Source organism: Kribbella sandramycini (genome assembly GCF_013131805.1).
GTDB classification, from domain to species: domain Bacteria; phylum Actinomycetota; class Actinomycetes; order Propionibacteriales; family Kribbellaceae; genus Kribbella; species Kribbella sandramycini.
On record NZ_JABJRC010000002.1, the window covers coordinates 1,115,211 to 1,129,357 of the forward strand.

At 70.7% G+C, this 14,147-nt stretch carries 11 protein-coding genes; 2 read left to right on the plus strand and 9 right to left on the minus strand.

Annotation, left to right across the window (positions count from 1 at the left end; all coding sequences use genetic code 11):
- Window positions 1-66 precede the first annotated feature (66 nt).
- Window positions 67-6,336 carry a hypothetical protein gene (locus tag HPO96_RS12555; protein WP_171673526.1) on the plus strand — a complete coding sequence of 2,090 codons (6,270 nt, stop codon included), beginning with the start codon at window positions 67-69 and terminating at the stop codon, window positions 6,334-6,336.
- Complete coding sequence (locus tag HPO96_RS12560) at window positions 6,336-6,896, plus strand: hypothetical protein (RefSeq protein WP_171673527.1); 561 nt, start codon at window positions 6,336-6,338, stop codon at window positions 6,894-6,896. Before HPO96_RS12555 ends, HPO96_RS12560 begins: the two co-directional genes overlap by 1 nt.
- Here HPO96_RS12560 and HPO96_RS12565 read toward each other — a convergent pair.
- Genes HPO96_RS12565 through HPO96_RS12605 form a run of 9 tightly spaced genes read right to left on the minus strand, consistent with a single transcriptional unit; the run spans window position 6,872 to window position 14,063 of the window.
- Entirely contained in the window at window positions 6,872-7,501 is a 630-nt protein-coding gene (locus HPO96_RS12565; protein WP_171673528.1) for an acVLRF1 family peptidyl-tRNA hydrolase, read from the minus strand. The genes HPO96_RS12560 and HPO96_RS12565 overlap by 25 nt on opposite strands.
- Complete coding sequence (locus HPO96_RS12570) at window positions 7,498-7,902, minus strand: metal-sulfur cluster assembly factor (RefSeq protein ID WP_202885804.1); 405 nt, start codon at window positions 7,900-7,902, stop codon at window positions 7,498-7,500. Before HPO96_RS12570 ends, HPO96_RS12565 begins: the two co-directional genes overlap by 4 nt.
- Window positions 7,895-8,353, minus strand: coding sequence for a Fe-S cluster assembly sulfur transfer protein SufU (gene sufU / locus HPO96_RS12575; protein ID WP_171673529.1), 459 nt, complete (start codon window positions 8,351-8,353; stop codon window positions 7,895-7,897). Before sufU ends, HPO96_RS12570 begins: the two co-directional genes overlap by 8 nt.
- A 1-nt stretch (window position 8,354) precedes the next feature.
- Window positions 8,355-9,611 (minus strand): SufS family cysteine desulfurase, encoded by a 1,257-nt coding sequence (locus HPO96_RS12580; protein WP_171673530.1) that lies wholly within the window; start codon window positions 9,609-9,611, stop codon window positions 8,355-8,357.
- The gene (gene sufC, locus HPO96_RS12585) at window positions 9,608-10,369 is read right to left on the minus strand and encodes a Fe-S cluster assembly ATPase SufC (protein WP_171673531.1); all 762 of its coding nucleotides are present in this window, start codon (window positions 10,367-10,369) and stop codon (window positions 9,608-9,610) included. The genes HPO96_RS12580 and sufC overlap by 4 nt, the downstream gene beginning before the upstream one ends.
- A gap of 25 nt (window positions 10,370-10,394) precedes the next feature.
- Window positions 10,395-10,733, minus strand: a complete 339-nt coding sequence (locus HPO96_RS12590) for a Rieske 2Fe-2S domain-containing protein (protein ID WP_171673532.1) — start codon at window positions 10,731-10,733, stop codon at window positions 10,395-10,397.
- Window positions 10,730-11,929 carry a Fe-S cluster assembly protein SufD gene (gene sufD / locus HPO96_RS12595; RefSeq protein WP_238354973.1) on the minus strand — a complete coding sequence of 400 codons (1,200 nt, stop codon included), beginning with the start codon at window positions 11,927-11,929 and terminating at the stop codon, window positions 10,730-10,732. Before sufD ends, HPO96_RS12590 begins: the two co-directional genes overlap by 4 nt.
- On the minus strand, window positions 11,929-13,341 hold the full coding sequence (sufB, locus tag HPO96_RS12600; RefSeq protein ID WP_171673533.1) for a Fe-S cluster assembly protein SufB: 1,413 nt from the start codon (window positions 13,339-13,341) through the stop codon (window positions 11,929-11,931). The genes sufD and sufB overlap by 1 nt, the downstream gene beginning before the upstream one ends.
- Window positions 13,338-14,063 (minus strand): helix-turn-helix domain-containing protein, encoded by a 726-nt coding sequence (locus tag HPO96_RS12605; RefSeq protein WP_171673534.1) that lies wholly within the window; start codon window positions 14,061-14,063, stop codon window positions 13,338-13,340. Before HPO96_RS12605 ends, sufB begins: the two co-directional genes overlap by 4 nt.
- Between the last annotated feature and the right edge of the window lie 84 nt (window positions 14,064-14,147).

Sequence of the window (14,147 nt, forward strand, 5' to 3'; positions counted from 1 at the left end):
GAGCAGCTGGCGAGTAACCGATTGTTTGCTAACGTCCCGGCGAGATGACCAGAAGGTGAGGTGTTCGTGACGACTCCAGCCGCACGCGCCCGCGCGACTCTCGCGACAGCGCTCGGGATCGCGTTCCCCAGCGCCGTCCCGCTGCAGGGTGACCGCGTCTGGCTGACCAGCCGCCGCGATACCGTCTCCACCACCGCCATCGAGCAGTACGTCGCTCGCCGGGCTGCCCGGGTGTCGGACGACCGCCTCCTGGCCGAGACCGTCGCGTTGCTCGGCGCCGAGGTCGCGCGCGTCCGCCGGACCGACCCGGCCCAGGGCGCGACCGCGGCCCTCGACCGCCTGCTCGCTGTCCCCGGTCTGGACCAATCGCGGACCGCCGAGGCGCAGGCCATGCTGCAGGTGGCCCTCCGCGCCGCGGCCGCCACCTCCCCCGAGGCCGCCGCCCGCCTGGAGACTCCGAGCCAGACCTCGCCGCTCGCCGTCCTCGAACGCGGCCGGGCGATTTCGCGCGCGGCGCACGGCGCACCTCCCGAAATCCGGGCCGAGGGCGGGCCGTCGCCGCGCTCGGGGTTCGTCGGCCGGTTGCGCCGGGTCCTGGGAGTGGAACGGCGCGAGACCCGGTTGCGGGCCGAATACGACCGCTATCAGCTGCTGGTCAAGGCCTGGGGAGCCGGCGCCTGGGTTCAAGGAGAGCTCGAAGGTGCGGCGCAGGCGATCCGCCGGCGTGGCGGCGTGCTTCCGGAAGCGCCTTGGCAGGCAGGCGCGCGGTACACGGCCGAAGGCGTCGCGGCCGCGACCGCGCTGACCCGGGTGGACCCGCGCGCCGCGCAACTCCGGCAGCAGGTGGCCGCGCAGGTCGGCGAGCTGGAGCGGGCCGTCGCGGAGCTGTCCCACCTGGCCGAGACCAAGGTGGCCAGCTCGGGCGCTGCGACCACCGAAGCCGCCGAGCTCGAAGAGAAGGCTCAGGCCGAGGCCGCGATGCGGGACCGGGGCGCCGCCGAACGGGCTCGGGTGATCCGGGTCGAAGCAGTCGCCGCGGGCAGGACGGCGATCCGGCACACGGAGCTGGCGACCGGCTACCAGCAGGCAGCCGCGAACGCCGCGCACACCCTCCAGGGGTACCGCGAGCTGCTGACCGAGACCGACGCGGTCATCGCCGATCCGAACCGGCCGCACGGACACCTCGCCGCGCTCGCGGACGAGGCCGCGGACCGGAGTACGGAGTACGTCGCCGCGACGGCCCGGGCCATGCCCGTCCACGATGCGCTGGAGACCGGCGTGCCGACCGGGCCGGCCCTGCTGGCGCCGGTCGGCGACATCAACCGCATCCTCGCCGAGAACGGACTGCGCCAGCGGCTCGGCGGCATGGCGCCCCGGCCGATCCCGGCCGCCGAGTACCGGCGGCTGATGTCCGCGGACGGCATGATCATCCCGGTGGGCGGCGCGCCCGGCGACGACGTCAACCAGGTGACGCAGGTGCGGTTGCGGATGAAGCGCCGCGACCTCACCGAGATCGTCGATCGCGACTACGACCTCGCCGAGCAGATGAACGGCACATTCGGCACCGGCGGCCAGGGGGTCAGCACCGCCGCGACGCAGTCGACCGGTACGTCGGCCGGCGCCGATCTGCAGGCGTTCCTGACGATGACTCCGCCCACGAGCCCGATCCACGCGGTGGGCCAGGTGGTCGCGCCGCGGGCCGGCGTCAGCTCCGGGGAGTCCTTCACCGCGTCGTCCGGCCAGATCGGGCACTCCCAGTTCGGGCGGGTCGACGACGACCGCGGCGAGTCGCTGCTCTACCAGTGGACCGGCGAGTGGGAGATCCAGGTCCGCAACTCCCCCACCGCGCCCTGGTCACCCGCCCAGACAGTTGCGGCCGGCAAGCAACTCACCTGGGTCCCGAGCGCGTACGCGGTCCAGCCGGCCGCCGCGACCGTCACCTTGGCGCAGCTCGGGCGGGCCGCCGAGATCAATCCGGAACTCCCCCAGCACACCGTCACCCGGTTCAACGGTTTGCAGTCGGTCAGCGACCGTCTCGTCGCCGCCGCCCGGGACCAGTTCGGCGCACTCGACCGGGTCGCCTACGACCAGCTCAACATCATGGTCACCCGCGATCCGGCCCGCCTGCTGCACGAGTACGGCAAACCCGGCGGGCTGACCCGCCCGATCTCCGTCGCCGGGCGGCCGGCGTACCAGCTGACGGTCGAGCTCGAGCCGGTCTGGAGCACCGCGAGGCTGAGCGGCGAGCGCAGCTTCGACCTGTGGCAGGAGGAGATCGAGAACGAGTTCAGCGGGATCAGCGCGAGCGAGACCTACGGGACGTCGCTGACCGGGAGCGTCGGGCTGGGAGCGGGCGCCGTACCCGGTGCGCCCGCGGCCTCGGCAGCGCGCGGAGTCAGCCGGTCCGGCGGCCAGAACGTCAGCCGGACCACCATCACGCCGGTCGCGCACCGCAACCAGGGCCCGACCCAAGGCGTGATCGTCGACTTCAGGGTCCGGGCCGTGCTCCGCAAGATCGGCGACCGCGACGCGGTGCCGGTCGTGATCACCGACACGTGCGAGGCGCGCCTGCGCCTGCCCGAGAACGAACTGCTGCGCGCCGGCGGCCCGGCCGCCGCGGCCGCCGTCCTCCGCGACCCCGACGGCGCCCCGCGGCTCGACCAGGAGGGCCGTCTCCTGCTCAGCGGCGATCCGGAGCCGTCCGCGACACCGCAGGCTCTGCCGTCCTGGCTGGGCGACGGTCCCGGTCAGCTGCGCGGCCCCGGCAAGGCCATCGCCGAGAAGCTGACCGGCGTCGACGAGCTTCGGCGCCAGGCGCTGACGAACCTGCAGCAGCTGGGCCTGGTCCCGCCGCTCGACCGCAACTTCCAGCCGATCGCGGACGACCCGGGCAAGGACGACCTCCGGCGCGCCGGCCAGCACGCGAACTACAACGCCGTCATCCAGAACCTCACCCCGCATCGCATCCGGGGCGGGCTGAACCAGGCCTGCCAGGGCGGCATCCCGATCACCCTGGTCGACCAGCGCACCGGTCGCGATCCGCACTACCGCCACTTCCGGCTCGCCGTCACCCAGGACTTCGGCAGCGTGACCGGCCGCGGCACGACGCCCACCCGCAATGTCATCCGCCTCGGTATCGGCTCGGCCGCCACCAGCCGGACCTCGAGCCGCTCGAAATCCCTTCCCCTGTCCGCCGGGCTGTTCGGCGTCAACCTCAGCCGGAACGCCATCGCCCGCAGCCTGTCCTGGTCCTCCGGCCGGCGCGCCAACCGGGTCACGATCACGGAGAGCACCGAGCCGCTCGACGTGCTGGAGCAGCGCGTCCGGCTGACCTTCGGCGAACAGGGCCAGGCCCAGCCGCTCGCGGACGTCCGCGGCAGCGTCCACCTGCTGTACGAAGGCGGCCTGACCCGGGCCACGGCGCCGGCGCCGGCGCCCGCCGCGGGCCCGAAGGCGCCGCACCCGCAGGCCGTCCGGGACGCGATCACCGTCGCGGTCGACGCTCGCAACCCGGCCGACCAGATCATCGCGGCCGTCGACGGCTTCCGGGCCGACTCCAGCGCCGTCGCACAGATCCACGCCGCCCTGTCCCCCGACAGCCTGGTCGCCAACCCGGACTGGATGAACGGCGACCTCGAGATTCCCCTCGTCGTCGCGCCGCACGGCCTGCAAGCCCAGCAGTACAAGGTGGTTCTGCGCGGCACAGCGGTCGATCAGACCGTCGTCGCGGCGTCCGGTCAGATCACCGGCAACATCAACCTCAACATGACGGACTCCAGCCTCACCGCCGGTACGGCGACAGGCGGCGGCGCTGCGATCGGGAGCGGCACCAGCCCGGTCTCGGCCTCGGCCGGGCGGTCCGCGGGAACCTCGGAATCGACCGGTAACAACCAGACGAACGCCCAGGAATGGCAGCTGATCCACCTCGGCACGCACTACGAGCTGCTGCAACGCTTCCAGCTCCAGGCCGACATCGTCGACAGCCGGGGCGGCGTCGTCCAAACCGTCCCACTGGACGATGCGATCGCGCAGCGGGCGATCGCCGAACGACGAGCCCACGCGCTGTACGCCGCCGGCCGGATGGATCTCCCGCTGCCGTTCGTGGCCGACGCCGCCGAGCGTTACCTGAACGACCGCCTGCCGATGGACGCGCAGGTCGCGACCGGCTTCGTCCGCCGCTATCAGGTGGACAAGGCCGGGGCGACGACCGGGCTGGCCGCCGAGCACACCGGCGAGCAGCTCGTCGCCAAAGTGCTCGACAACTCCGGCGCGACACGCCCGTCGCCGACCGCGCGCGTGGACGAGACTCTGCGGGCCACCGAGGAGCTCGTCGCGCAACGCCGAGCGGTCGACCTCGGCGCGTCGTACGACGCCAGCGTCGCCTCGGCCCAGATCGACTCGATCGCACCGGTCGGCCGACCGGGTGAACGGGTCGATCTCTTCGAGCTGGTCCGGCCCCAGTTCGAGCAGATCGCGCCTGGCGTCCTCGCGGACAGCCGGCTGCTCGCACCGGCGCTGCGGGTCAATCTGGACGCCTTCCAGGGCGACTTCGAGACCATGCTCGGCCCGCGCGGTTTCAATGCGACTGTCGAGGTGCCGGTCGCCGGTCAGCACAACCCCGATCTGTACCGGGTCCGCATCACCGCACGCTACGTCGGCGACTACACCGTCGACGGCACCCCGGAGATCCCGAAGGTGGACGCGGTCGGTCTCGACGGCGCCTTCCGGTTCCGCGGCCAGAACCGCTCGATCGGCCGGAGTGCGACGTACGAGGCGGGTATCGGCGGCGGCGCCGACGGCATCTCGGGAGGCGCGGGCCTCAAGCGGGAGCGGCAGACGACGGCCGGCAGCGGCGAGCTGGCCACGACGATCGACATGAGCGGACACTTCGACCTGGCCGCGGTCGAGCGCCGGGTGGTGTTCACCAGTGAGGTCGTCCGGGTGCGGGACGCGGGCGCCGCCGCGATGACCAGCGCGCGCTGGAAGCTCCAGCGCACGACGCCGGCCGAACAGAGCATCGCCGCCACCCCGCGGCAGCTCGACGCGAATGTCACCCTGCTCGCGCCACGGGCCCTGATTCGCGAGCCCGGTGGCCGAGTGACTGCGCCGGGACAGCAGTTCGACCACCGCTCGATCCGGCTCCCCGAGAGCGCGATCGTCCAGACCGCCTTGCCGTATCCGCAGGGCGCGCGTCCGACCGACGAGCTCTACAACGCGCTCGAAGCCGAGCTCGCCCGGTCCGAGTGGCTCGGCGCCGGCGGCTTCGCCGAGGCTCAGGGTGCGCTCGGAGATCAGCTCGGCCCGGTCGGGCTGAAGGCGTCGTTCGCCGAGCTGACCGGCCCGAACGGCCTCCAGCTGATGCAGATGGCCGCACGTGGCAACAGCCAGGCGACGGTCGCCGTCACGGTCAAGGCCCGGATCACCGGCTTCGAGCTCGCCGAGGACGCCATCGGCGACGCGCAGACCGGTTCGGTCAGCCGGCTGGAGACCAGCAGCCGCTCGTCCAGCACGTCGAGTCGCCTCGGCCCCGGCTCGGTGAACGCCGGCGCCGAAGGCGGCCCGGTCTCGCTGAGCGCGTCGGCGAGCCGGCAGGTCAAGGAGCAGACCTCCGCGGCGCACGGCACCCGGCTGGAGGCGACCAAGTTCGAGGAGGGCGAGATCGTCGCCGTCCGGGTCCCGGTCAGCTACGACGTGACGATCGCGAAGGGCAAGCGCCACAAGCAGCTTCCGAACGCCGCCGAGGCCCAGTTCGTGGTCAAGATGCTCAAACACGAGTACCTCGACGGGCTGCGGCAGCTGGAGACCGGCGCGGCCGCGGGCAGCGCGGCGGCTGCGGCCCGGCTCCAACTCACCGCCGAGCAGCTGCGCACGCCGGACATCCGGGCGTCGGCGTACCACGAAGATGCCGCCGGCAACCAGGTCTACGAGCCCTACCGCCCGCTCGTCGACGCGCTCGCGCAGGCCAAGCGCGACGGCACGACGCTGGTCGTGGCGATGGCCGAGCGGGACGGCCAGGAGCGGATCTATGTTGCCTCAAGCAACGGGACGCTGTCCGGCGTCGGCGACGGCGGGTTCGCCGCGGCCTTCGGCGGGCTGGATCCGCGCCTGGCCCTGATGGCGCAGGGCCGGGTCGACCTGCGCGAGGTGTACGACGCCGCCGGGCCCGGGGAGAACTTCAGCGCCAAGGTGTCCGACGAGCTGGTGCGCAGCGGCGTACCGGACAGCATGCTCAAGGGGCTCGATTACAGCGCGACGGCGCGCCAGCTGAGCCCGGCCGCGACGCCGAGCGCGGTAGGGTCCACCCGGTCGAGCCGTGAACAGGAACGAGGGCATTGATGCTGCGGGCGAGGTCGTTGATCGAGGCACAGGTCTACGAGAGTGTGCTGACCGCCGCCGACGAGAGCGTCCCGGCGGTGCCGCCGCCGGGGCTCGCGGGCAATCTGGCCGAGGGTGAGACCGCCTGGACGTACGCCTCGACAGTCGGCGAGATCGAGATCCCGTACGCCGCCGAGGACGCCTCCCGCAAACTCGGCGTCCCGTTCGGCCTCGGTGTCTCGACGATCATGGACGCCGCGCTGTGGGTCGTCCTGTCCGGCACCTTCGCCCGCCGGGCGCTGACGGCCGACATGTCGTACACCGGTCAGCCCGGTCAGGACCGCTCGGTCGTCGAGCTGAACTGGGAGTACGCCGCGTACGCCGTCCGCGAGGCGATCAAGTTCCTGCCCGAGGACGCCGATCAGGTGCCCGAGTCGGCCGTCTGGTCGGAGTACGGGCGCCGGCTGCTGGCCGAGAGCCCGCAGATGCTGTTCCGCGCGAAACTCTTCGACGATCTCGCCTACTACGAAGGCACCCTCGCCGACTTCCGCGCGCTCTACGACGGGCCGTCGTCGTCCTGAGTCAGCTCGATCCGGATCGCGCGCGCATCCGCCCCGGCCTGCTCCAGCACCTTCTGCTTCGGATCCGGGACGCCGAGGAACGGCGTCCGCACCAGCGGCACCAGGCCCTTCAGCCGCGGGTCCTCCAGGACGGTGTCGATCGCGCGCCGGTCTCCCCCGCACACCAGTGCCTCCAGCCGGGCCCCGGCCAGAATCCGGACGGCGACCTCGGTCGCGGCGTTGAACGCCTCCCGGGCCTGGTTGTCCCGCCGCCGGGCGAACCGCTGCTGCGACCACCCACCGGCCTTCGTCGTGCCCTGCACATGGCGTGAGCCGACCTTGGAGTCGACCAGCCGTGCCCCGGCAAACACCCCCGCGCCGTACCCACCCCGACGCACCAACAGAACGCCGAGCCGATGCTCAGCGAGCACATGCGCAACCAGCCCCTCGCGGCTCAGATCCGCAAGAGGCTGGAAGGGGACGCTCACCACGGCGATCGCCCCGTCCGCCGCAGTCACCGTCACCTGATGCGGTGCTGCGTCGAACGAGACGTCGCCGTGGCGTTCACCGAAGCCGCTCAGCCACCTGTCCAGGCGCTCCGGTGCGACTGTGACGAGTCGACTCACACGTTGAAGCCGAGGGCGCGCAGTTGGTCGCGGCCGTCGTCGGTGATCTTCTCCGGGCCCCACGGCGGCATCCAGACCCAGTTGATGCGGAAGTCGTTGACGAGGCCTTCGAGCGCCATCCGGGTCTGGTCCTCGATGACGTCGGTGAGGGGGCAGGCCGCGGAGGTCAGGGTCATGTCGATGATCGCGGTCGAGCTGTCGTCGACGGTGACGCCGTAGATCAGGCCGAGGTCGACGACGTTGATCCCGAGCTCGGGGTCGACGACGTCCTTGAGGGCCTCGGTCACGTCCTCGACCGGGGGCGGCGTCGTCCCGGGCTGCGCGCCGGCGGCCTGGGCCGCGGCGGCCGCTTCGAGGTCGACCTCGGGCAGCTCGATCTTCTCGTCGGTCTGGTCAGGCATTTTTCACTCCTTCGTTGGCAGCCAGCGCCTGAGCGGTGGCGTCGCGCCAGGCCGACCAGCCCAGCAGTGCGCACTTCACGCGGGCGGGGAACTGCGCGACACCCGCGAAGGCGACGCCGTCCTCCAGCACCTCTTCGTCGGGCTCGACGTTCCCGCGGCCCTGCATCAGCTCCAGGAACTTCTCGTACGTGGCCATGCCTTCGGTGACCGGTTTGCCGATCACCAGATCGGACATCACCGACGTCGCGGCCTGGCTGATCGAGCAGCCGACGCTGTGGTGGGTGACACCCTTGACGGTGTCGCCGTCGAGCTCGACGCGGAGGGTGACCTCGTCCCCGCAGGACGGGTTCACGTGGTGCACCTCCACGTCGTACGGGTCCGCGAGGCCCGCGTGGTGCGGGGTGCGGTAGTGATCCAGGATGATCTCCTGGTAGAGGCTGTCGAGTTGCATGTCAGTCCACCTTGAAGAAGCTACGGACGAATTCGAGGCCGTCGACGAGCGCGTCGATCTCCCCCGGAGTCGTGTACAGGTAGAAAGACGCTCTGGTCGACGATTGCATTCCGAACCGCTCGTGGACCGGACGCGCGCAGTGGTGCCCGGCGCGGACGGCGATGCCGCGGGTGTCCAGCACGGTCGACACGTCGTGCGGGTGGACGCCGGCCAGCTCGAAGCTGATCGCGCCGCCGTGGTCCGCGGCGTCGGCCGGGCCGAGCAGCTTCAGGCCCTTGACGGTCTTCAGCCCCTCCAGCGCGTACTCGACGATCGCGTGCTCGTGGGCGGCGATCTTGTCCATGCCGATCCCGGACAGGTAGTCCAGGGCGGCGCCGAGCCCGACGGCCTGCGCGATCGGCGGCGTACCGGCCTCGAACCGCGCCGGGGGCGGCGCGTACGTGGAGCCGGTCATCCGGACGACCTCGATCATCTCGCCGCCGCCGAGGAACGGCGGCAGCTCGGCGAGCAGCTCGTACCGGCCCCAGAGGACGCCGATCCCGGTCGGGCCGACCGCCTTGTGCCCGGTGAAGACGAGGATGTCCACACCCAGCGTCGAGACGTCGACCGGGAACTGCGGCACGGCCTGCGAGGCGTCGACGACGACCGTCGCACCGACGGCCTTGGCCTTGACGGCGATGTCGGCGATCGGGTTGATCGTGCCGAGCGCGTTCGACACCCAGGTCAGCGCGACGACCTTGGTCTGCTCGGTGAGCAGCTCGTCGAGATTCGACAGGTCGAGCCGGCCGTCCTCGGTGACGCCGAACCACTTCAGCGTCGCGCCGGTGCGCTCACAGGCGAGCTGCCACGGGACGATGTTGCTGTGGTGCTCCATCTCGGAGATCACGACGACGTCCCCCGGCTGCAGCCCGGCGCCGAGTGTGTGCGCGGCCAGGTTGAGCGCCTCGGAGGCGTTCTTGGTGAAGACGATCTCGTCTCGGTTGGTCGCGCCGATGAACGCGGCCACCTTGTCCCGGCCACCCTCGTACGCCGCCGTCGCCTCCGCGCCGAGCTGGTGCATGGCGCGGGCGACGTTCGCGTTGTGGATCAGGTAATGGTCCTCGATCGCCTGGACCACCTGGCGCGGCTTCTGCGAGGAGTTCGCCGAGTCCAGGTAGACCAGCGGAAAACCACTCGCGAGCTCACGGCTCAGGATGGGGAAGTCCGCCCGGACCGATTGCAGGTCCAGCGGACTGCTGAAGGTCCGGGCGTCCGTCACTTGGCCGCAGCCTTCAGGAAGCGCTCGTAACCGTTGGCCTCGAGCTCGTCGGCCAGCTCCGGGCCGCCCTCCTCGGCGACGCGGCCGTCGACGAAGACGTGGACGAAGTCCGGCTTGATGTAGCGCAGGATCCGCGTGTAGTGGGTGATCAGCAGGACACCCTTGTCACCCTTCTCCGCGAACCGGTTGACCCCGGTGGAGACGATCTTCAGCGCGTCGATGTCGAGACCGGAGTCGGTCTCGTCGAGGATCGCGATCTTCGGGTCGAGCAGCTCCAGCTGGACGATCTCGTGGCGCTTCTTCTCACCGCCGGAGAAACCCTCGTTGACGTTGCGGGTGGCGAACTCCGGGTCCATCTCCAGCGACGCCAGCGCGGTGTTGACGTCCTTCACCCAGGTGCGCAGCTTCGGCGCCTCGCCGTCGATGGCGGTCTTGGCGGTGCGCAGGAAGTTGGCCACCGAGACGCCGGGGACCTCGACCGGGTACTGCATGGCCAGGAACAGGCCGGCCCGGGCGCGCTCGTCGACGGACATGTCCAGCACGTCCTCGCCGTCCAGCGTGACGGTGCCGCCGGTGATGTTGTACTTCGGGTGCCCGGCGATCGAGTACGCCAGCGTCGACTTGCCGGAGCCGTTCGGGCCCATGATCGCGTGCGTCTGGCCACCGGCGATGGTCAGGTCGACGCCGCGCAGGATCTGCTTCGGGCCGGCTTCGGTGTCGACCGATACCTGCAGGTCGCGAATCTCGAGTGTCGCCATGAGGTTTCTCTGTCTCCGGTTCGTTTTACAGGGACTGCTGGTTCAGGGGGTTCTTGACGTCGACCAGGAGGTCGGTGCCCTCGACGCGGACCGGATAGACCGGGACCGGGTCGTAGGCGGGCAGGCTGAGCGGCTCGCCGGTGCGCAGGTCGAACCGCGATCCGTGCAGCCAGCACTCGATCTCGCAGTTGCCGACATCGCCCTCGGACAGCTGGATCTGCGCATGTGAGCACTCGTCGCGGACGGCGAAGTACTGGCCCTCGCTCTTCACGACCGCCACCTCGACGCCGCCGATCTCCACCGAGACGACTCCCTCGTCCGGTACGTCGGCGGCGGCGCAGGCGCGCTCGAAGCTGTCGCTCACTGGCCGAGCGCCGCCTTGGCGGACTCGCTCAGCTGCGCCGTACGGGCGAGCTTCGCCTCGATCACCTCGTGCAGGTGGTCGACGACCTCGGGGACGCCGATCTTGCCGATGATGTCGTTGAAGAAGCCGGCCACCACCAGGCGGCGGGCGGCGTCCTCGGGGATACCGCGGGCCTGCAGGTAGAACAGCTGCTCGTCGTCGAAGCGTCCGGTCGCCGACGCGTGCCCGGCGCCCTCGATCTCGCCGGTCTCGATCTCCAGGTTCGGCACCGAGTCGGCGCGGGCGCCCTCGGTCAGGACCAGGTTGCGGTTCAGCTCGAAGGTGTCGGTGCCCTCGGCCGCGGCGCGGATCAGCACGTCGCCGATCCAGACCGAGCGCGCGTCGTCACCGGCCAGGGCGCCCTTGTAGAGCACGTTGCTCTTGCAGTTCGTGGCCTCGTGGTCGACGAACAGCCGGTGCTCGTGGTGCTGACCGGACTCGGCGAAGTAGACGCCGAGGAACTCGGCGTCGCCGCCCGGGCCGGCGTACCGGACGTTGGCGTTGATCCGGACGACCTTGCCGCCCAGCGTCACGACGACGTGCTTCAGCTTGGCGTCCCGGCCGACGACCGAGTCGTGCTGGGCGAGGTGGATCGACTCGTGGTCACCCTGCTGGATGCTCACGACCCGCAGCTCCGCGCCGTCGCCGACCTTGATCTCGACGTTACCGCTCAGCTCACCCGCGCCGGTGTGGTCGATGATGACCAGGCCGCGGCTGTGCCGGCCGGCCTCGACGATCAGGTGCGTGAAACCGCGGCCGCCGAGGCTGGCGACGTTCACGTGCACCGGCTCGGTCAGCTCGGCCTCGTTCGGGATCCGCACCGCCAGCGCCGACGCCGACCGCTTCCACGCGATCGCGGACGGGCGGTCCTGCGGGGTGAGCACCTTGAGCGCGTCGGCGACGACGGTCTCGATCTCGACCCGCTCGGGGCCGGTCGCGTCGATCTTCGGCGTCTCGGTGCCCTCGGCGTCCTCGAACAGCGCCTTCAGCGCCTTCACCGGGGTGAAACGCCACTCTTCTTCGCGTCCGTTCGGCACCGGGAAGACGTCGACGTCGTACGACGTCGGCCGCTCACTACGCGCCTGCAGCGGGACCGGCGAGCCCGGCCCGTGCGAATGCGCCTTGTTTCCAGTAGCGACCAGTGTCTCGGTCGACATCAGCCGACGGCCCCTTCCATCTGCAGCTCGATGAGCCGGTTGAGTTCCAGCGCGTACTCCATCGGGAGCTCGCGGGCGATCGGCTCGATGAAGCCGCGGACGATCATCGCCATCGCCTCGTCCTCGGCCATCCCCCGGCTCATCAGGTAGAAGAGCTGGTCGTCGGAGACCTTGGAGACGGTCGCCTCGTGCCCCATCGCGACATCGTCCTCGCGGACGTCGACGTACGGGTAGGTGTCGGAGCGGCTGATCGTGTCGACCAGCAGCGCGTCACAGCGCACCGTGGACTTGCTGTGGTGCGAGCCCGGCGCGACCTCGACCAGACCGCGGTACGACGTCCGGCCGCCGCCGCGGGCCACGGACTTCGAGACGATCGAGCTGGAGGTGTACGGCGCGTTGTGCACCATCTTGGAACCGGCGTCCTGGTGCTGGCCCTCGCCCGCGAACGCGACCGACAGGGTCTCGCCCTTGGCGTGCTCGCCCATCAGGTAGACGGCCGGGTACTTCATCGTCACCTTGGAGCCGATGTTGCCGTCGATCCACTCCATGGTCGCGCCCTCTTCGCAGGTGGCGCGCTTGGTGACCAGGTTGTAGACGTTGTTCGACCAGTTCTGGATCGTCGTGTAGCGGCAGCGGGCGCCCTTCTTCACGATGATCTCGACGACCGCGGAGTGCAGCGAGTCCGACTTGTAGATCGGCGCCGTGCAGCCCTCGACGTAGTGGACGTAGGCGTCCTCGTCGACGATGATCAGCGTCCGCTCGAACTGGCCCATGTTCTCGGTGTTGATCCGGAAGTAGGCCTGCAGCGGGATGTCCACCTTGACGCCCTTGGGCACGTAGATGAACGAGCCGCCGGACCAGACCGCCGTGTTCAGCGCGGCGAACTTGTTGTCGCCGACCGGGATGACGGAGCCGAAGTACTCCTGGAAGAGCTCCGGGTGCTCCTTCAGGCCGGTGTCGGTGTCGAGGAAGATGACGCCCTGCTCCTCCAGGTCCTCGCGGATCTGGTGGTAGACGACCTCGGACTCGTACTGCGCGGCGACGCCGGCGACCAGGCGCTGCTTCTCCGCCTCCGGGATGCCGAGCTTGTCGTAGGTGTTCTTGATGTCCTCGGGCAGGTCCTCCCAGCTGGAGGCCTGCTTCTCGGTCGACCGGACGAAGTACTTGATGTTGTCGAAGTCGATCCCGGACAGATCGGCGCCCCAGGAAGGCATCGGCTTGCGGTCGAAGAGCTTCAGGCCCTTCATCCGCAGGTCGAGCATCCACTCGGGTTCGCTCTTCAGCGACGAGATCCCGCGGACCACGTCCGCACTCAGGCCGCGCTGCGCGACCGCGCCGGCAGCGTCCGAGTCGGCCCAGCCGTACTGGTAGTTGCCGAGGCCTTCCAGTTCGGGGTGAGCGGTTTGCGTCATCGTGCAGTCCTCGCAGATTCGCCGTCGGATACAGGAGAAACCGGGGCGGGCCCCGGGATGTGCGTCGTACAGACACCGTCGCCGTGAGCGATGGTGGCCAGCCGCTGGACGTGGCGGCCGAGCAAGGTGGCGAACACCTCGGTCTCGGCCTCACACAGCTGGGGGAACTGCTCGGCCACATGGGCGACCGGGCAGTGGTGCTGACAGAGCTGGGTGCCCTGGCCCTTGACCGCGGTGGAGGCGGCATAGCCGTCGCCGGTGAGCGCCTGGGCCAGCGCCTCCGCCTTGTCGGTTTCCGGAGCCGCGTCGATCAGCTCCTGGTACCGCTGCCCCACCTCGACGGCGCGGCGGCGCGCGAACTCCGCGACCGCCTCGTCCCCGCCGGCCTCCGCGATGAACTGCAGCGCGGTGGCGGCCAGGTCGTCGTACGCCTGGTGGAACGCGTGCCGGCCGGAGTCGGTCAGCACGAAGACCTTCGCGGGGCGGCCGCGGCCGCGCGGGCCGTAGACGCGCTCCTCGCGGGCCTCGACCAGCCCCTCCTCGAGCAGGTGATCGAGGTGCCGCCGGACGGCGGCCGGGGTCAGCTCGAGGCGCTCGGCGAGCACCGCGGCGCTGGACGGGCCGTTGGTGAGAATCGAGCGGGCGACCCGGTCCCGGGTCGACTCGTCCCGCGCGCTGCCGGTGCCGGCAGGCGCCGCTCCGGAGCTTGCGGACGTTTTCACAACATCAGTGTCGCGTAATTCGGCGGGCCCTTCAAATAAGGCTCCCCTAACCGGTTCACGGGCTTCCGCTGCGGAAAAGGGGTG